Source organism: Prolixibacter sp. DSM 2831 (assembly GCF_056493735.1).
In genome coordinates this window covers 292,776-313,219 of sequence record NZ_CM151379.1, presented here as the reverse complement: position 1 = coordinate 313,219, position 20,444 = coordinate 292,776, and the positions used below count along the sequence as shown (strand labels likewise).

The window sequence follows — 20,444 nt, the reverse complement described above, 5'->3', positions numbered from 1 at the left end:
TCCATACTAAAAAAGGCTCCCCTGAAACAGGAGAGCCTTCGGATGGTAGGAGAAATTCGGAAATTACCTGACAATTACTTTTGATACGGTTTTGTGCTGTATCTGCACCAGGTAGATTCCCTTTGGAGTTCCGGATAGATCAAAGCGTTGGATATTTGATTCCATCAGCGCTGTTTTCACCAATCGACCATTCATGTCAATCAGTTGTACGGTTTCCCCGACAGGACCGTCGATATAGAAATAACTTTGAGCCGGATTCGGGTACACCTTCACCTCTTTCAAGGCAAGGTCATCCAAACCGGTTGTTACATCGTCGCTGGTATCATTTGTAATGCCGACAATTACTTCCAGGTAGTCACTTCGGTTAATGCCATCCCAGACAGATATCCTGACTTTCAGCTCATCGTTAGCTTCATAATCGAAGTCATCCTTATCGCGGATATACAAATTACCATTCGTTTCATTGATGATGAATGCTTCCGCTCCGTCCATATCAGGATCGGTATTTTTCACAATGTGCCAGGTAAAGGTTGCCGGCGTAACATCTACGTCGGTAGCTTCAAACTGGGCCACCAATGTTCCGATTTCCGAATTTTCCTGGATGGTGAAATACGGCATCGTAATTATAACCGGCGCATTGTCGTTTTTATCCGTCAAATGCAGAGCCACTTCCACCGGAAGGCTGGTATTCACACTATCGTCAACCGTTACCGCGATGTTGAAATCCGGCACAGTTTCAAAATCGAGATCGCCCGGATCGTTGACGGTGAGGTTACCCGATAAACTATCGATAGCAAAAGCTGGATTACCATCACCGTTTCCATCGAAATTGGTCGATATTTGCCAATTGTTGAACGTGCTGGCAGTCACATCGCTGTCGGCAACCTCTATCGTACCAACGGATGTTCCTGCCACCGTATTCTCCGGAAGGGTAAACGATTGTCCGGCGGCAATAACCGGCAGGATATCGTTCACATCATTCAATGTTACGATGACCAATTCAGGAGCACTTGTATTCACTCCATCGCTAACCGTTACACTCAGCTTCAGGGTATCGATTTTCTCGCGGTCTAACGCCGAACTTTGGGCAACCGTAATCTGACCGGAGCTGCCATCAATGACAAAAGCTCCTCCGGTGTTTCCATCAATAATGGCCCAGTTGGAGAAAGTAGTTGCGGTCACATCGCCATCCGTAGCTGAAGCTGTTCCTACGATGGTACCGGCAGGACTATTCTCGTCAATGGCAAATGTCGAATCCGCAGCAATAACCGGAAGGACATCATTCACATCATTCAGGTGAATCGTTACATTTTGCACCGCACTGGTATCCAGTCCATCGCTCACAAAGACCCCAATCACCAGCGAATCGAGCACTTCGCGATCGAGCGTTGCCGGATCGTTGACAGAGAGAACACCTGACAAACTATCGATGGCGAAGGCCATACTGTCATTTCCGGTGCTAATCGTCCAGTTCGTAAATGTTGTTGCGGTCACATCACCATCGGTGGCTAGCACCGTTCCAATGGTCGTACCGGCAACACTGTTTTCATCAACGTTAAATGACTGATCGGCCGTAACCTCCGGCGTTACATCGTTCACATCCGTGAGATTGATGATCACATCCACCGTATCGCTCGTATTCATACCGTCACCAGTTACCACACCAAGGGTGAAAGATGAAGTTGTCTCGCGATCGAGAGCCGTACTGTCAGCGACAGACAACGCTCCAGTCGATTCGTCAAGGGCAAAAGTTCCGGAAGCGTTTCCCGTAAGGATGCTCCAGTTTTGGAACGTAGTTGCCGACACATCACCATCGGTTGCCACCAGCGTACCGATAACCAAATCGTTGGCACTATTCTCTTCAATGGTAAATGACTGGTCAGCGGTAACCACCGGTGCCACATCATTCACGTCATTCAGTGTAATCGTGACATCCTCCGGAGCACTCACATTAATACTGTCACTCACAGTAATGCTTAACACGATTGACTCAATACTTTCTCGGTCAAGCAATGTGCTGTCGGCAACGGTAATGACTCCTGTCGAATCATTTATTGCAAATGTTCCGGCATCATTACCACCTACAATAGTCCAGTCCCGGAACGTGGTAGCCGTTACATCAGCGTCAGTCGCGGCCACAGTACCTACCTCGGTTCCATTGGTAGCATTCTCATCAACCGGAAAACTTTGTCCCGCCGTAACCACCGGAGGCTGGTTATTGGTATCACTCAAATTAACAACCACATCAGTCGTATCGCTGGTATTGACACCATCGCCAACGGTTACCTGAATCGTTAGTGAAGCATTTTGTTCACGGTCCAAATCATCGGAATCGGCAACAGTAAGCACGCCTGTATCAGCATTCAGTGCAAAAGCACCAGTTCCATCACCATCCACGTCCATGTTGGTTGCGATCGCCCAATCCTGGAAGGTTGTTGAGCTAATATCGCCATCCGTTGCAGCAAGTGTTCCAACGGTCGTTCCAACGTCGCTCTTTTCTTTAATAGTGAACGACTGGTCGGCAGTAACTACTGGCGCTACATCATTCAATTCATTCAAATTGATTACCACCTCCACCGGATCGCTGGTATTCGAACCATCTGAAACAGTCAGTTGTACCGTTAAGGATTCATTCGTTTCCCGATCCAAATCACCGGCATCATTCACTGATACCTGACCTGTAATACTATCGATAGCAAAAGCCTGATTTTCATCGCCATCAGGATTAACATTGGAAAGAATAGTCCAGCTACTGAAAGTTGTAGCCGTAACATCAATGTCCGTAGCAACAACGGTTCCCACAACGGTACTTTCGGTAGCATTTTCATCTACATTAAGAATCTGGTTCGCCGTTATAACCGGTGCTTCGTCGTTCAAATCGTTCAGATTAATTACCACATCCTGCGGAGTACTGGTATTCACTCCGTCGCTCACCGTAACTCCAATCGTAAACGAAGCCGCAGCTTCGCGGTCCAAGTCGCCGGCATCATTCACCGTTATCTCACCTGTCCCGGTGTTTATGGTAAAGGCATTGTTCGTGTCTCCATCTCCGTTCACGTTGGAAACAATCTGCCATGACCCGAACGTCGTTGCTGTCACATCGCCGTCAGTTGCCACAAGTGTTCCAATAACCATATCATTGGCGCTATTCTCTTCAATGGCAAATGACTGATTGGCGGTTACGACAGGAGCCACATCATTCACATCATTCAGGAAAATAGTCACATCTTCGGAAGCGCTGGTATTGGTTCCGTCACTAACAGTTACACTGACAACCAATGAGTCAATAGCCTCGCGGTCAAGCAGCGTATTGTTAGCTACAGATATCTGTCCGGTCGATGAATCGATAACAAAAGTACCTGCATCATTCCCGGCCGTGATAATCCAATCCTGGAAAGTGGTTGCTGTCACGTCGCTATCAGTGGCCAGAACAGTCCCCACAAGGGTCCCATTATTACTGTTTTCATCTAACTGAAAAGTCTGTCCGGCTGTGACCACCGGAGGCTGGTTGTTGGTATCACTCAAATTAATGATTACATCAGTCATATCGCTGGTATTCATACCATCACCAACTGTGACCTGAATTGTAAGCGAAGCGTTTAGCTCACGGTTTAAATCATCCGGATCGAGCACGGTAATCACTCCGGTAGAGGGATCTAAAGCAAAGGCATCTGTTCCATCGCCATCCACATCTACATTGGTTGCAATGGACCAATCCTGGAACGTTGTCGCGCCCACATCACCATCAGTGGCAGCAAGTACTCCAACCGTTGTTCCGACAGCACTTTGTTCATAAACTGTAAAAGACTGATCAGCAGTTACCACCGGAGCCACATCATTCAATTCATTCAGATTAATTACAACATCAACCGGATTGCTGGTGTTCGAACCGTCTGAAACAGTCAGTTGTACCGTTAAAGATTCATTCGTTTCCCGATCCAAATCACCGGCATCATTCACTGTTATCTGACCTGTATTACTGTCGATAGCAAAAGCCTGATTTCCATCGCCATCAGGATTAACATTGGAAAGAATAGTCCAGCTACTGAAAGTTGTAGCCGTAACATCAATGTCCGTAGCAACAACGGTTCCCACAACAGTACTTTCGGTAGCATTTTCATCTACATTAAAAATCTGGTTCGCCGTTATGACCGGTGCTTCGTCGTTCAAATCGTTCAGATTAATTACCACATCCTGCGGAATACTGGTATTCACTCCGTCGCTCACTGTAACTCCAATGGTAAAAGACTCAGCTATTTCACGATCTAAATCACCGGCATCGTTTACCGTGATCTCGCCCGTCCCACTGTTTATGGTAAAGGCATTATTCATGTCTCCGTCTTCATTCACATTGGTAACAATTTGCCATGACCCGAACGTCGTTGCTGTCACATCGCCATCAGTTGCCAACACCGTCCCGACCGGTATTCCCACCAGACTATTCTCATCAACGGTAAAAGATTGCGATGTAGTTATGACGGGTAATACATCATTCACGTCATTCACATTCACGGTTAGTGTTTTAGCATCGCTGGTATTCACTCCATCATCAACGGTTACCGTCAGCGTGTAAGAAGTAACTACTTCTCTATCGAGCTCGGTTGATTTAGCCACAGTGATTTCACCGGTAGAACCATTGATGGTAAAGGCTCCATTGGTATTACCATCAGTAATCGTCCAATTTTGGAAAGTTGTTGCCGTTACATCGCCGTCTGTAGCCAGCACCGTTCCGACGGATGAACCATTGGCACTGTTTTCATCGATAGAAAAAGTTTGATCGGCTGTTATTACCGGCACTTCATCGTTCAAATCGTTCAAAGTAATGGCAACGGTTTGCTCAGCACTGGTATTTGCGCCGTCACTAACCGTTAAGCTAAGTGTAAAAGATGACGTTGTCTCTTTGTCCAGAGCAGTACTGGTAGCTACCGTAATCTCACCGGTTGAACTGTTGATGGCAAACGCATTATCGGTATTGCCTGAAACAATGGTCCAATCCTGGAAAGTGGTTCCTGCATCAGGATCAGTAGCGGCAACAGTTCCGACAACGGTCGAATTGACACTGTTTTCGTCTATCGTGAAGGTTTGGTCGGCTGTAATAACCGGAGCTTTATCGTTGACATCATTTAGATTGATGGTAACACTTTCCACAGCACTCGTATTCGTTCCGTCGTTGACGGTTAATGCCAGTGTAAACGATGGATTAACTCCAAAATCTAAAGCTGAACTATTTGTCACGGTAATTTCTCCGGAAGACGCGCTAATTCCAAAAGCATTGTCGGTATTCCCTCCGGTAATAGTCCAGTCATGGAAAGTAGTGGAAGTTACATCCTGATCGGTTACGGCAACTGTACCAACGACTGTACCATTGGCACTTCCTTCATCCACATTGAAAACCTGGTCAGCAGTAATCACAGGTGCCACATCATTCACATCCGTCAATGTGATGGTCACATCCTGTGGATCGCTGGTGTTGACGCCGTCCTCAACCGTCAAGCTAAGCGTAATCGTTTCCACGGTTTCCCTGTCCAAATCCGCTGAATTGGCTACTGTAATCTGTCCCGTCGAAGCATCAATCGCAAAAGCTCCATCAACCGTGCTGGAAGATATGGCCCAATTCTGGAAGGTAGTTGTGGAAACATCACCATCCTTCGCAGTAGCCGTTCCAACAACCGTCCCATTCGGACGATTTTCAGCAATGCTGAAAGATTGCCCGCTATCGACAACTGGATCGACGTCATTCAAATCATTCAAATTAATGGTTACATTCTCTGCTACTGATGTGTTGGTTCCATCACTGACAGTAACCTGAATAATCAAAGAAACGTTGGCTTCCCTATCCAGATCATCCGCGTCGTTGACGGTGATTTCTCCGGTAGAAGCATCAATAGCAAATGCATCGTTCGCATCACCATCACCGTTTACATTACTGGTAATGGTCCAATCCTGGAAAGTTGTATTGGAATCGGCGTCTGTAGCAGCCACTGTTCCTACCGAAGTAGTCGCTGCACTGTTCTCATCCACATCAAATGTCTGACCACTGGTAACAACCGGATTTTGATTGTTGACATCCGTTAGATTAATGGTCACCGTCTCTTCAGCACTCGTATTGACACCATCACTAACGGTTAGCGTTAATGTGAAAGTTGGATTAACTGCGATATCAAGTGCAGAAGAGGTTGCTACCGTAATTTCGCCGGTAGTTCCATCGATAGCGAATGCATCTCCTGTATTCCCACTTTTTATGGTCCATGATGTAAAACTCGTAGTTGTAGTATCACCGTCGGTTGCCTCAACAGTACCAACGATGGTACCATTATCGATGAATTCATCCACATTGAAAGATTGGTCGGAAGTAATCACCGGATCGATATCATTAACGTCGGTCAAATGAATGGTAACAGTCTCTTCAGAACTAGTATTATCTCCATCATTCACAGTCAGTCCCAGAGTAAATGAAGTTGTAGTTTCCAGATCAAGTTCTGAACTGTTAGCTACTTTGATTTCGCCGGTAGAAGCATCGATTGAAAACGCTCCATTTGTATTTCCGCTTTTAATGCTCCAATCATGGTACGTAGTGGGCAACGGCGAATCAGGATCCGTCACGGCCACTGTCCCCACTGAATAGTCGTATGCACTATTTTCCGGAATGGAAAAACTTTGATCTGCGGTGATAATTGGAGCTTCATCATTCAGATTATTCAGATTGATGGTCACGTTTTGCTCTGCGCTAAGATTTTTACTATCACTAACCTTAACTCCAATCGTCAAAGAGGTGTTCGTTTCATAATCCAGGTCATCTGCATCATTGACAGACAATTGTCCTGTACTGGCATCAATTGCAAATGCAGGATTGGCGTCACCATCCGGATTAATATTCGTGCTAATCGTCCAGTTTGAAAAAGTCGTTGATGTAACATCACCATCCGTAGCTGCGAGGACCGGAGACAAACTGGTTCCGGCAGCAGTATTCTCATCAATAGTAAAACTCTGGCTGGCTGTTACTACCGGTGCCACATCATTTACATCTGTCAAAGTGATGGTTACATCCTGCGGATCACTCGTATTGGCTCCGTCATCAACCGTCAGACTCAATGTGACTGTCGCCACTGTTTCGCGGTCTAACAACGTTGAATTAGCAACCGTGATTTCACCGGTAGAACTATTAATAGCGAAAGCACCGGATAAAGTACTTGAGGAGATCGTCCAATCCTTATAAATTGTCTCTGTGACATCTCCATCAGAAACTTTTGGGATTCCAACGCTCTCACCATCTGCAGTGTTCTCCTCTATGCTGAACGATTGCCCAATACCAATAACCGGCTTCACATCATTTACATCGACCAGATTGATGGTTACAGCTTCCTCTTCGCTGAGCTTTGTTCCGTCACTGACCTTTACACCTATAGTAAACGAGGTAGTGATTTCGTAATCCAGGGCAGAACTATCGGCAACTGTGAGCTCTCCGGAAGACGCATCAATGGCAAACGCCCCGGAAGAATTTCCACTCGAAATCGTCCATCCGCTAAACGTTGCTGAACCATCAACATCTGTTGCAGTCATCTTCACAATGAGGGTCGTGTTGGAGGTGTTCTCATCAATGGTAAATGGTCCGGCTGAATTAACCACCGGAATAAATTCGTTTACGTCCGTCAGGTTAATAGTCACATTTACAGGTGTAGCCGCACCAGAATCATCGGATAACGATACTTCGATAACGAAAGAAGTATTGGTTTCATAATCCAGATCGGTGGGATCATTCACGGTTATTTGCCCCGTTGCTGCATCAATGTTAAAAGCATCATCACTATCGCCATCGGGATTTACATTACTGGAAATCGACCAGGACGGATTCGTCGTAACATCACTGGCACCAACAGTACCTACATCTGTTCCCAAAGCACTGTTCTCCAGAACCGAAAAGCTTTGATTACTGGTAATCGTCGGAGGAGGCGCCGCTGCCATAAGTGCAACACCATTTCGGGTATTCTCGGGGGACGAAAAGTCAGTCAGGCCAGGTCCCCCTGCTGCCATAACATTTATTCCGATTAATAGGATAATAAATGACAAGAGTAGAGGTTTCTTCATAAAACTGAGGTTAGAGGTTAGTATTAAGCTACAGAAAGATGCCAGGAGGCATCTTTACCGTATATAAATATAAGGCAAAAAGGTTTGAAATGTAAGAGCATGATAAATAAAGATGTACTGATTATCAATACATAACATGAAATTATGTTTAGAACATTCGATGAAAAATTGCTTGCTCACCAGTGAAAATAGTACTTCCAAACAGGTCGAGGGCGTCGTTCATATGCCATTTAACATACTACACTGTGTATGAATACTATCCCAAAATCATTAATCAATAAAAACATAATTATCATTTACAAAAACGACAATACCACTCTATCTATCATAATTTCATCTAGAAGGGCATTTCCGGATGCATTCAACTCACTTTGCATTAGCAATATGTGGATTAAAAAAAAGAAGGGCTGCCCGAAAAATCAGGCAACCCTCCGATATAAAATATTATCTAAAATAGCTATCGCTGAATATTGGCTACTCCGTTCCGTATCCTGCGGATGGTTTCTTCCTTGCCTATGATCTCGCATATCTCGAATAGGTCAGGACCAAATCCACCGCCTACCAGGCAAAGCCGGAAAGCATTCATGACCGCTCCAAATCCCCACTCTTTCCCATTTACGAAAGCTGAGAAAGGCTCTTTAATTTCCGGTGCTTTCCAGTTTTCCACTGTTTCCAGGAAGTCCGCGATTTCGGTCATCATGGCTGGCGTACCTTCTTTCCAACGCTTCTTCACCACTTTTGCATCGTAGTCGGTTGGCGCTTCGAAAAAGAAATGACTCTGTTCCCAGATTTCCGGGACAAAATTACAACGCTCTTTCACCATGCCGCAAATCCGGGCTACCATCTCCTGCCCGGCATCAATTCCCTTTTCCCTCAAAAACGGAAGGAATAATTCCGCAAGCTCCTCGTCGCTCCTTGCAACTAGATATTGATGATTGAACCACTTGGTTTTTTCCGGATCGAAACGGGAACCCGACTTACCTACGCGTTCCAGCGAAAAGGCATTGACCAATTCATCCATTGAGAACAATTCCTGCTCTGTTCCGGGATTCCAACCCAGTAATGCCAACACATTGATAAATGCCTCCGGGAAATATCCGTCTTCGCGGTAACCGCGTGAAATTTCGCCCGACTTCGGGTCTTTCCACTCCAGTGGGAAAACGGGAAAGCCCATTTTGTCACCATCGCGTTTCGAGAGTTTACCTTTACCAACTGGTTTCAGGATAAGCGGCAAGTGAGCAAAGCGCGGCATGGTATCGCTCCAACCCAGTGCCCGGTACAGCAAAACGTGCAGCGGCATCGACGACAACCACTCCTCGCCACGAATAACGTGCGTAATCTCCATCAAGTGATCATCCACCACATTGGCCAGGTGGTAGGTTGGCATGCCATCGGCTTTGTACAATACTTTGTCATCGAGCAGCGATGTTTCGAAGGTAACACGACCACGAATCAGATCATCCTCCGTCACCGACTCGTTATCCGGCATCCGGAAACGAACGACAGCGGGAACACCGTCCGCCAACATCTTTTTCCATTCTTCCTCAGGCAGTGAGAGTGAGTTCTTCATACTGTCGCGGGTCGCCGCATTGTACGTGAAAGTTTCTCCTTTTGCTTCCGCATTGCTGCGGGCAGCTTCCAGTTCGTCCGGCGTATCGAATGCATAGTAGGCATTGGCACTGGCGACCAACTGCTCAGCATACTGATGGTACAACTCTTTACGCTCACTTTGACGATATGGTCCGTGAGGGCCACCTTCTTTGGGACCTTCATCGATCTGCATTCCACACCAGGCCAGGCTCTCCATGATGTATTCTTCGGCACCCGGCACGTAACGGTTTTGGTCGGTATCTTCGATACGGAGCAGGAAATCACCTCCGTGTCCTTTGGCAAACAGGTAATTGAACAGCGCGGTACGCACTCCGCCCATGTGAAGCGGTCCGGTTGGACTCGGAGCAAAACGAACCCTCACTTTTCTCTCACTCATGATGGTATATTTTTCAGTTTCACGTTCTGTCAAAAAGTTGGGGCAAAGATAAGAAATAAGATCACGCTCCTAGGGAAAAAGCAGGCCAATAAACCCACAACGGCCGAAGGATGACAGATTGTTGAAACCGATCCAAAGCCATAATTGTTGATCAATTTGCCATGATTGCTCTAAGCAAAAACGGAACAACCGTTTTCCCAAACCATGCTGTCCACAGGGAAAAAGAAAAGGAGTTGCACCAGCTCAGGCTTCGTTTAAAAGCGGTTCGTGTGCAATGCCTGCTCCTCGAATTTTTTTATCCCGAGCGTTACACTTCGAAATCACTTTTTACTCCCTTCCGGGAATACTACCAACAAACCAGCCGTCTGCGCGATCTAACAGTAGCTCTGCATCGCTTCCGCAAAATTTGCAGGAAGCACCGATTACCTTCCAACGGTTTTCAAAACTACCTAAGGCACCACTACCGTGAAGAAGAAAAACGTCTCCAACGTCTTCCGGCTCACGATATCGATACATTTGAACAACAACACCGAAATGAAATACCTACGGAAGAACTTACGGACATCGTTACGCAGCAATTGCAACAACTGATAGAAAAGGTGCTGACAGCTCACATGGATTCCGAAAAATCGGGCAACCTGCACTGGCAGCGGAAGCAACTGAAGAAACTGATATATTTGAATCAGTTGCTACCGGAAAAACGGTCCGTTTGGGATGAATCCATAACCGGAAAACTGGAAACACTCGACGAGAAGCTGGGAGCCTGGCACGACCTGCAGGTCCTGTTGCAATTTATCGGACGGTTTGCAGGCCAACATTCACGGGGGCATACTCCCGTTTGGTTACCACGAATTGCCCGGGCAGTGATAACTGAGCAGGTACGAATTCTGGAGTCATTAAAAGAACTAACAAAATAACTTTCAATACCTATACCTATGAAGCAAATTATTTCCTGGTTTTTGCAGGGGTTACTCATGATTGCCCCGCTGGCCATCACCGTTTATGTACTTTACATTGCATTCGACTTTACTGACGGTCTATTGCAAGCCTACATCCGCGATTGGCTGGGCTTCAGTCTTCCAGGCTTCGGCATTCTCATTATATTTTTCATCATCACTTTGTTGGGGATGTTGGGAAAGTCTATTGTACTGCGTCCGGTTATTCATTTCACCGACCATTTATTCGACCGGGCGCCACTGGTGCGGGTCATCTACACATCGTTGCGCGATCTGTTTTCGGCCTTTGTCGGAAAAGAAAAAAAGTTTAACCGACCGGCCATGGTGCTCATCAACCGCGAAAATGATCTGTGGAAAATGGGATTCATCACCCAGGAAACACTCGAACAGATTGGGCGGCAGGAATTGGTGGCCATCTATTTCCCACACTCCTACAACTTCTCAGGAGAGCTGTACATGGTCCCATCCTCCAGTGTTCAACCCATCGACATCAATCCGGCCGAAGCCATGAAATTCATTGTGTCGGGAGGGATAACGAGGGTTGACTAACCACAAATTGATTGCTTTACTGAGCCTGGAAGCAAAAAAACCGCTCCTCCAACAAATGGAGAAACGGGAAAGAGAGGATTATAATTTCTTCAGGCACCTTTTACAGTAACTGTTTTGGCAGTCGCATCGTAAGTGGTCTGATACTTCGCCAACGGGCGTGCAGCCGGTCCACGCATTACACTACCCGAGGTAGAAAATACCGAACCGTGACACGGGCAATAAAAATCTTTCTGCGATGATTGATATTCTACCAAACAGCCCGCATGGGTACAGATAGCCGAAAGTGCAATGAAATTGTCGCTTCCGGTGTTGACCACAATGGTACTGCCAACAATCACCGAGCCGCCACTCTGTGTTAGCTGACTGTACTTCGAACTGGTCAAATCAAGTGTAAGGTCCCCTGTTAACGGAGCCCCTGCATTGGACGATTTGGAACACGATGCCAGTGCGGCAGGAACAACCATCAGCGTTCCGGTTCCTAAAAATAATTGCTGAAGGGCTTTACGTCTTTCCATAAATCATTATTTAGACTTATTAAATACAGTAGCAATATGCTGAAAATGAACAAGACGAAAAATTAAAACCTTCTTAAAAATATTGAACAATAAAATACAGGATGCAGTATTCCAGACACAAAAAAACCCGGAGAAGTATCCGGGCTCAGGTAATCTGTTAAAAGAGAAAAATTGATATGATGCAATTTATGAACGATCGATAGTTAGCGTGTCGCCATTGCGGGTTACTTTGTATTTCGGAAGCGGCTTGATAGCCGGCCCCTGAAGCACACTTCCATCGAAGGCGAACTCCGAACGGTGACACGGACACAAAATATCTTTATGGGCTTTGTCGTATCCTACGGTGCAGCCTTTATGAGTACAAATGCTCGACAAGGCGACAATACCGTCAGCAGCCGTATTAATAATAATGGTATTGTCGGTTACCACTGAGCCGCCCTGCTCTTTCAGCGAGGCAAATTTGGCATCATCCAGGTTCACCGTCAAAGGCGAAGTGTCCGAACTCTTCTTTTTGCTGCTTCCACAGGCCGCCAGAGCCGAGGGAACCACGAAAAGTGTAGCACTACCGGCTACCATTTGTTGTAAAGCTTTACGTCTGTCCATAAATTTATCATTGTTAAGTTTCCAATTTACCCTTACGAACAAACCCAGCGAAAGTTGGCTCTCCAACACAGGTTTTTTGTTAAAAAAAGTGAATTGTTAATTTTTCCCTTCCGGAAGGGTCTTAAATTCTTATCCGTTTCCCTGCCAAATATCATCCCTCAAACCATCAATTTTCCTTTATTTTTGTAGTTAACCTGAAATCGCTTCATTGCGACAGGAAAATCGGAGAGCTTTCTCCTCATAGATAATCGACAAACTTTTTATACCATAAAATTATGTACGGCAAAATAAAAGATCACCTGCAACAGGAACTGAATAACATCCGGGAAGCAGGCTTATACAAAAGCGAACGCATTATTGTTTCACCACAAAGCGCGGTCATTCGTCTCGAAGACGGCAAGGAAGTGCTGAATTTCTGTGCCAACAACTACCTGGGCTTATCGAATCACCCGAAACTGATTGAGGCAGCCAAAGAGGCACTTGATACGCATGGCTTTGGAATGTCGTCGGTGCGATTCATCTGCGGTACTACCGATTTGCACAAAACACTCGAGCAGAAAATTGCTGAATTCTTCGGTACCGAAGACACCATTCTCTACGCCGCTGCATTCGATGCCAACGGTGGTGTTTTCGAACCATTACTCACTGATGAAGATGCGATCATCTCCGACTCACTGAACCACGCCTCCATCATCGACGGAGTGCGTTTGTGTAAAGCACAGCGTTTCCGTTACAAAAATGCCGACATGGCCGATTTGGAAGAGCAATTGAAAGCCGCTCAGAAAGCACGGTTCCGCGTCATCGTTACCGACGGAGTTTTCTCGATGGATGGAAACGTAGCACCGATGGATAAAATCAATGCACTGGCTGAAAAATACGACGCCATGGTGATGGTTGACGAATGCCACTCGGCAGGCGTTGTTGGCGAAACCGGTCGCGGTGTAACCGAGTTATTCGACCTTCGCGGAAAAGTGGATATCATTACCGGAACATTGGGTAAAGCCTTTGGCGGTGCTATTGGTGGTTTTACTACCGGGAAAAAAGAAATCATCGAACTGCTGCGCCAACGCTCGCGTCCGTACCTGTTCTCTAACTCACTGCCACCAGTAGTCGTTAATGCCGGAATCCGCATGTTCGACATGATGGCCGAAACCACCGAACTACAGGATAAGTTGCATGCCAACACCGACTATTTCATGGAGAAAATGCAGGCCGTTGGTTTCGATATCAAACCAAGTAAATCGGCGATTTGCGCGGTGATGTTGTACGATGCCAAATTGTCGCAGGAGTTTGCTGCCAAATTGCTGGACGAAGGCATTTATGTAATCGGTTTCTATTATCCGGTTGTCCCGAAAGGCGAAGCGCGTATTCGCGTTCAGTTATCGGCCGGTCACGAAAGAGAACATCTTGATAAGGCCATTGCTGCTTTTACCAAAATTGGAAAAGAGCTGAAAGTATTAAAATAACAGCAGTTAACTACAAATACAAAAGGCTGTCCATCAGGGCAGCCTTTTCTGTATCATCTGTTTTTCCAACCGAAGTTATTTTTTCCGAACGGAAATACGTTTAACAACGAGTTTGGAAACAAAATGGGTTAGCACGGTAAATATGACCAAACCACCAACCATTCCCAACTGCCAGTACTTCATCTTACCGTCAAGTAAATCGGCCGATTGCGAGAACAAGTAACCAGCGATTCCAATCACAGCAATCCAAATAATCGTTCCAGGAATATCGGCACGCAGGAAAGTCCGAACGTTAATACGGGCCGCATGCAGACGTAACAGAGTCGGACGGTGCATTCCGTACAGAAATTTCGAACCTACAATACTTAGTATCGGCTTTCGCCGGATAAAGTGGTCAATGGTTTTAGGCATACGCTCCGACAGACGTTGTACAAAGGGTACGCGCATGAGCAACTTTCCTCCGTAATACCAGAGCAAGTCACCCGTAAGGACACCGGCGATAGCCACCACGATAGTATAAGCTAATTGCAGCTCTTGTTGATTCACCAAAAAGAATGCTGCAAACAGAATACTCTCCCCTTCAATCAGTAACCCTACAAAGAGGATTACATAAATCAATGGTGTCCAGATGTGAAGCTGTTGTGTTAAGATTGCATCCATGCCCGAAATAAATCAAATTCTTCTCCATAATAACGTCTGAGATGGCCTTTTCGTACTCCAAATCTGCATCTAAATGTTATTTTTTCTAAAATCAGATACATAATGTTAATAAAGTGATACTATTTATGTAAAACACATTGATATTGGGGCATTTCTCACCGAAATTCACCAATTTTTATTTCCTTTGAAATACGTTCAAACAGCACCATGAGAATTTCTCTTTTTATCATATTATTAGCAACCCTGGGAAGCCTTGCATCCTGTCACCGTGTCGACAAAAAAGCGGCGCAAACAGAAGGCGAATATCTGATGAAACTCGAAAGAGCAAAGGCAGGTCCACAGGACACAACTGCCATCTCAGCCGAAGAGTTTCAGAAAAAATTCAGTTGGGTGAAGGAAGGAACCGAAGGTTACGCCGTCGTTACGGCGCCCATCAATGGTCATTATTATGGTCGTCCTATCAAAGCTCGTGTGATTCGGAAAACCGACCGGGAACTGAAACTTCGCTTTCTGGAATCGGTTCTGGTAGCACCGGCGAAGAACTGTCCCGCGGAGGTCAAGAGTGGACAGACGTATTGGGAAAAGAGGGGAGCCTTCTGGAAAACACGGGAAGAAGCAAGAAGATACCTGGCAAAACATGGCTGGCTGGGAGAATAAGCCAGCCCAACAATACGACAAACTAACTAACAATTAACCTGATGTTCAAATGGATTAAATCGCTCCATCCGTGGCGCGAATTTCTCCGGTTCGGCGTCATCGCCTGGATTCTGTATCTCGTTTTCCGTAGTATTTTCGATCGGGCATTTCATCCCGATTATGAAGCTTATTGTCCTTTCGGCGGATTGCAGGCTGCTGCCAGTCTTTTCGAAAGAGGCTCTTTAGCCTGCACCATGACCAGCGCCCAGATTGTGATGGGAGCAGTACTGGCTATCGGCGTCATCATCTTCAGCAAACTGTTCTGTGGCGTGGTTTGTCCGCTGGGAACCATTACTGAAAAACTTTCGTCGCTGGGACGGAAATGGAAATTACAGGTGAAACAGGTTCCGGAAATCGCTGACAAGCTTCTTCGCAGCCTGAAATACATTCTACTCTTCGTAACTGTTTATTATACGGTGGGCAGCAGCGAACTTTTCTGCAAAACATACGATCCTTATTATGCTGCCACAACCGGTTTTGGAGCAGATGTCAATCCGTTCTGGGCCGGCATCGCAATATTGATTTTCATCGTTACGCCTGTTTTTATTCGCACAGCCTGGTGCCGGTATTTGTGTCCCCTGGGAGCGGTTTCCAATATTTTCCGGTACTTTCTGATGTTCAGTGTCGTCACCATCGCCTATATTTTGGCGAATGCAGCCGGATTGCAACTGTCGTATGTCTGGCCGTTGGCTGCAGTAACCTTTTTATCCTGGTTGTTCGAAATTCAGCGAAAAGCAAGCTTTCCGTTGCCGTTGAGCCGAATAACCCGCAATGCCAACACCTGCAACAACTGTAAGCAATGCACCGAAAGCTGTCCACAAGGTATCCCGGTAGGAAAACTGAAGGAGGTTCGCCACATTGATTGTAACCTTTGCGGTGTCTGTGTAGCATCCTGCAGGCAACAAAAAAGCCTGACAATCAATCATCGCTACCGCGAATGGTACCCGGTGACTATCGCAGCCTTACTAATCGTTCTGGGTTTGTCTTTGGGTGCTTCGGTTCGTATTCCTACTATCGAGCAGCAATGGGGCGAACCGAATGATTTGGAAAACGCCTCAACGCTCACTATTTCCGGACTAGACAATGTGAAATGCTACGGAAGTTCCATGGCTTTTGCTTCCGGAATGAAAAAAGTGAACGGAGTACTGGGCGTCGCGACATATGTCGACGACCACTCGGTTAAAATTTGGTACGATGCCAACAAACTGACGCCAACCGATATCAGGAAGAATATTTTCACTCCCGTTCGTCGACAGATTAAACCAGTCCCGGAAGATGTTCGACAACTGGGAGTGATAACAGCCGGCATCGATCAATTATACGACGTATACGACGCTGAATATTTACAGCAGCTCCTTCTGCAAAACTTACCGGCAGCTTACGGTTTCGAGACCACTTTCGATTGTCCCGTGAAGGTGAATATATTCTACGACAAAACAGCCAGCATTGACAAAAACACCTTCCGGAAAATCTTCGAAAAGCGGGAAATACGCATTGAAAACGGACTGAATATCCGCAAGGTAAAACTCAACTATCAATTATCAGGGATGACTGTTTCGGATACAATCATCACCCGGGATGACTTTCTCAAAACCATGTTTGTTCCATATAGAAAAACGTTTGCCCGTTTCGACCGGACTCCTGTTAATTCGATTGATACGCTGCGATTGTCATACAATCATCCGGGAGAAAACAACTATCGGCGAATGCTTCCGTACCTCACCAGTCACCTGTCGTCTTATCAGGCCGTGCTGGGAGTCAGAACAACTTTAGAAAAGAAAAACCCGGAACTTCAGGTCTTCTACCACCGGGAGAGAGCCAGCACATCTCAGGTAAAAAAATGGACTAATGCTGACAAGTTGATAATCCATTATGCCAACGGAAAAACCGGCGAGATAAAGAATCCGTTCCGTTCGTTAGATTAAAAGGCAGTCATACACTCTTATATTTCAGGTAATTTGAATTTTATTCCTGAAAAATATGATGTCAAATTTTTTAACATTAAATTTGAACGGTTGGTTTTCCGCCAAGACCTCTGCGATTTAATTGCTTTTTTACCTAAACCCGACAGAAATGAAAGGATTTGCACTTTTCATCCTGATTGTTACGCTTTCTATTTTTTCTCCTTCTGTATATGCCCAATGGATTCCGTATGATACCGAAACCGGCAAAACACTCATGAAATTATGCCCAGTTAGTAGCCAGGAAGCCATGCTTTCCGGGAAAGATACCCTGCTGATGAAAACCACCGACGGTGGTGCATCGTGGGCACAGGTGCAACTAACGCTTCCGCAGAAGATTCCTTACGATTTCATGGATATTGCTTTTTCCGATCAGTTGAACGGTTACGTAGCCGGAACTAAAGCAAAAGATCCATCGGGAATTTATCAGAATGGAACTATGCTTCATACTACCGATGGTGGCGACACTTGGAGCCCCGTCCCGTTGAATGCTTTCAGCGATGGTTCTTCCAATATAACCACCGATCCGCTGGCAGGTGAAAAGGCCAACTTTTCATCGGTAACAGCTTTAAATAACGATACTATTTTTACCTCACTCTCCTGGAGCGATCCAGCCAGCGGAACTACGTACGGTTATATCTTCCGGAGTACCGATGCCGGTGTAAGCTGGCAGATTACGTCGCCCGATTTTGGTCGTTCGACGATTAATCGGATAGCATTTAACGACAGCAGAGGTTATGCCATTGGTTCTCTTGGGGCATTTCTCACAACGACCAACCGGGGCGATTCCTGGAATGACTTATCAAGTTCATCGCTCGGCTCGCTCAATGATATTATCCCGGCACTCGGTGACACAGCCGTAATTGCCGGCCAATATGGCGCTTCCACAACAGTGGATGGAGGAACAACAATTGTTCCCAGCGACAGTGTTATTTATGCTTTTGATGCTTTCGTGCTGAACGATACAACATTCCTTTCTATTGGAGGACGTGATACCAAAACGGCCCGTACACTCGATAAAGGGAAAACGTGGCAATCGGCCAATATCGGACAAAATACCACACTCTTTCATCTCGATGAATTCGCCGGCAAAGTTTGGGCTTTAGGCAGCAACGGAATCATGGAGCACATAGGCCCCAACGAAATTCTGGATCCCAAAGCAGACTTTAGCTATACGCAGACGGATAACCAATATGCCTTTACCAATCAGGCTGAAAATTTTGGAACACTAACCTGGGATTTCGGCGACGGCGTCGTTATGGATGGCGTGGATTTAACGCACACCTATCCAGCCTTTGGAGCATACGATGTGACTTTAACGGTCACAAATGCCGTGGCAAGTGTCACTTCAGCAGTACAAAGTGTTGCGGTGAATAATATTACCAGCCTCTGGACGCAGGTTCCCATCAATTCGGATACACACCTGGCGAAGCTTGTTCAACTGAATAATCGCTCAGCTGTACTTCTGGGACTCAAGGGTGAGATTTTCCGAAGTACCGATGGCGGTCTGACCTGGCCCAAAGTAGCGGTCAGTGATACATTGTCTTCGTATGTCCCGATGGACATGAAGTTTGAAGCTGATAGCACACATGGCTACATCTCGTTTTACTCTGGCGGAAACAACAACTTCATTATCTCGACAGCCGATTCAGGAAAAACCTGGAGCCCGCTGCCTCTAACCAATTTTTCAGACGGAACGGGAAATTATCTAACAGATTTGTCTGCCGGTGCGAATGTCAAATTCATGCCGTTGGCGACAGTCGGTGATACTGTCTACACAGCTGCTCGCTGGACCAATCCGGCAGACAGCAAGGAATATCATGGTTTCATTTTCAAATCAACCGACCACGGTACTACCTGGACAAAAACATCAGACGATTTGTACAGTGGATATACCTCATATTTGTTTGCCATGGAATTTTCGGCTGACGGAAAAACAGGCTACATCGGTGGGAACAGAGCCATCTGGAAAACTTCCGATTACGGCAAAACCTGGACGATGACAGCGAATACTAACCTGGGTGCAATTTCCGATATTTTGCTCATCAATCCCGATACAGTCTATATGTCGTCATCAGCTGGTATGGTGGCCAGCACAGACGGAATGGCCACATACAATTTACTTAGTTCATCAGTATTGACCGACATAATTCGCGTGGGTGACAGCACGCTTATAGCGGGAAAAATAGATCAGATGATTCAAACCTCGAGCGATTGGGGAACGACGTGGCAATCGGCAGATACCGGCCGCCCGGCCTATTTTTATGAACTGGCCAACTTTGGAGACAAAGTATTCATTCTGTCCAACAGCGCTTTATATTTCAGTCTCCAAGATAACTTCCTCTGTCCCAAAGCTAGTTTCGAGATGCTGGCCGATGGAAAACAGGTGACGTTCACCAACACATCAACGAATGCGTTAACCTATGAGTGGGATTTTGGTGATCAGTCAACCAGCAATGAGGTTGATCCGATTCACGACTATGCATATGATGGAACGTACCAGGTAAGTTTGGTGGCTTCCAACCGTACAGCCCGCGATACCTTCAAGGTAGATAACATGATTATTGACACTGCTGTCGATTCGCCGTTGGCTGACCAGATGAATGTCTATCCGAACCCCAGCAGCGATGGTCGCTTCGTGTTAAACCTGGGAACATCAGATAAAACCTACGAAGTTTCAGTCATGAATTTAACCGGTGCTGCCATCCTGAAAAAGGAAGTGCCTTCCGGTGAAAACAACCTGGCCGTCTCGCTGAGCAATAAACCCGCTGGAATATACCTGTTACGAGTAAGCGACAATATCGGTCATCCAAAAGTATTTAAGTTGATTCGGCGGTAGTTGACTGCAATCTTTTTGACTTGCATTCGTAAAATTTCGTCGGGATATCGAAATAGCAAATAGAAATTATCCCCTCAAAGCATAGTTTTTACATGACAACTATTGTTTCATGCTGTTAAAAACATGA

11 protein-coding genes are annotated in these 20,444 nt (G+C 46.0%); 6 read left to right on the top strand and 5 right to left on the bottom strand.

Annotation, left to right across the window (positions count from 1 at the left end):
* Positions 1-63 precede the first annotated feature (63 nt).
* Positions 64-8,085, bottom strand: a complete 8,022-nt coding sequence (locus tag AC060N_RS01220) for a cadherin domain-containing protein (protein WP_479525555.1) — start codon at positions 8,083-8,085, stop codon at positions 64-66.
* Positions 8,086-8,542: 457 nt separating this feature from the next.
* Positions 8,543-10,072 (bottom strand): glutamate--tRNA ligase, encoded by a 1,530-nt coding sequence (gene gltX / locus AC060N_RS01215; protein ID WP_479525554.1) that lies wholly within the window; start codon positions 10,070-10,072, stop codon positions 8,543-8,545.
* Positions 10,073-10,233: 161 nt separating this feature from the next.
* Here gltX and AC060N_RS01210 point away from each other — a divergent pair, with 161 nt between their 5' ends.
* A complete protein-coding gene (locus AC060N_RS01210; protein WP_479525553.1) occupies positions 10,234-10,989 on the top strand; it encodes a CHAD domain-containing protein in 756 nt (251 codons plus the stop codon).
* 18 nt (positions 10,990-11,007) lie between these two features.
* Positions 11,008-11,577: a DUF502 domain-containing protein gene (locus AC060N_RS01205; RefSeq protein ID WP_479525552.1), complete on the top strand. Its 570-nt coding sequence runs from the start codon at positions 11,008-11,010 to the stop codon at positions 11,575-11,577.
* Between the two features lie 89 nt (positions 11,578-11,666).
* Here AC060N_RS01205 and AC060N_RS01200 read toward each other — a convergent pair whose 3' ends face one another.
* Positions 11,667-12,092, bottom strand: coding sequence for a QcrA and Rieske domain-containing protein (locus AC060N_RS01200; RefSeq protein ID WP_106541223.1), 426 nt, complete (start codon positions 12,090-12,092; stop codon positions 11,667-11,669).
* 186 nt (positions 12,093-12,278) lie between these two features.
* A complete protein-coding gene (locus AC060N_RS01195; protein WP_479525551.1) occupies positions 12,279-12,695 on the bottom strand; it encodes a QcrA and Rieske domain-containing protein in 417 nt (138 codons plus the stop codon).
* Between the two features lie 275 nt (positions 12,696-12,970).
* Between AC060N_RS01195 and kbl the strand changes: the two genes are divergently transcribed.
* Positions 12,971-14,161: a glycine C-acetyltransferase gene (gene kbl, locus AC060N_RS01190; RefSeq protein ID WP_479525550.1), complete on the top strand. Its 1,191-nt coding sequence runs from the start codon at positions 12,971-12,973 to the stop codon at positions 14,159-14,161.
* A gap of 75 nt (positions 14,162-14,236) precedes the next feature.
* Here the strand turns inward: kbl and AC060N_RS01185 are convergent, their stop codons facing one another.
* Positions 14,237-14,821, bottom strand: coding sequence for a DedA family protein (locus tag AC060N_RS01185; protein ID WP_479525549.1), 585 nt, complete (start codon positions 14,819-14,821; stop codon positions 14,237-14,239).
* Positions 14,822-15,028: 207 nt separating this feature from the next.
* Between AC060N_RS01185 and AC060N_RS01180 the strand changes: the two genes are divergently transcribed.
* From AC060N_RS01180 to AC060N_RS01170, 3 genes are all read left to right on the top strand, one after another.
* Positions 15,029-15,478, top strand: coding sequence for a hypothetical protein (locus AC060N_RS01180; RefSeq protein ID WP_479525548.1), 450 nt, complete (start codon positions 15,029-15,031; stop codon positions 15,476-15,478).
* A gap of 41 nt (positions 15,479-15,519) precedes the next feature.
* The gene (locus tag AC060N_RS01175) at positions 15,520-17,442 is read left to right on the top strand and encodes a 4Fe-4S binding protein (RefSeq protein ID WP_479525547.1); all 1,923 of its coding nucleotides are present in this window, start codon (positions 15,520-15,522) and stop codon (positions 17,440-17,442) included.
* A gap of 148 nt (positions 17,443-17,590) precedes the next feature.
* The gene (locus AC060N_RS01170) at positions 17,591-20,317 is read left to right on the top strand and encodes a YCF48-related protein (RefSeq protein ID WP_479525546.1); all 2,727 of its coding nucleotides are present in this window, start codon (positions 17,591-17,593) and stop codon (positions 20,315-20,317) included.
* Positions 20,318-20,444 lie beyond the last annotated feature (127 nt).